Below are 562 nucleotides of genomic sequence, written 5' to 3'. Positions count from 1 at the left end.
TTAAGGGCGCACGGTGGATGCCTTGGCACCAGGAACCGATGAAGGACGTGAGAGGCCGCGATAGGCCCCGGGGAGCTGCCAACTGAGCTTTGATCCGGGGGTGTCCGAATGGGGAAACCCGGCAGTCGTCATGGGCTGTCACCCACTGCTGAACACATAGGCAGTGTGGAGGGAACGAGGGGAAGTGAAACATCTCAGTACCCTCAGGAAGAGAAAACAACCGTGATTCCGGGAGTAGTGGCGAGCGAAACCGGATGAGGCCAAACCGTATGCGTGTGATACCCGGCAGGGGTTGCGCATGCGGGGTTGTGGGAATTCTTTTGATCGGTCTGCCGGCCGGTCGGCGAGTCAGAAACCGTTGATGTAGTCGAAGGACATGCGAAAGGTCCGGCGTAGAGGGTAAGACCCCCGTAGACGAAACATCAGCGGCTTGCTTAAGAATCTCCCAAGTAGCACGGGGCCCGAGAAATCCCGTGTGAATCTGGCGGGACCACCCGCTAAGCCTAAATATTCCCTGGTGACCGATAGCGGATAGTACCGTGAGGGAATGGTGAAAAGTACC

Annotated in this window: 1 rRNA gene; it reads left to right on the top strand. The window is 57.7% G+C overall.

Features of this window, described 5'->3' with window-relative positions:
- A 23S ribosomal RNA gene (locus IE257_RS37770) occupies window positions 1–562 on the top strand; the annotation flags it as partial.

The organism is Streptomyces avidinii, from assembly GCF_014650695.1.
In the GTDB taxonomy this organism is placed as follows: Bacteria; Actinomycetota; Actinomycetes; order Streptomycetales; family Streptomycetaceae; genus Streptomyces; species Streptomyces avidinii.
This window is presented reverse-complemented; position numbering and strand designations above follow the sequence as displayed.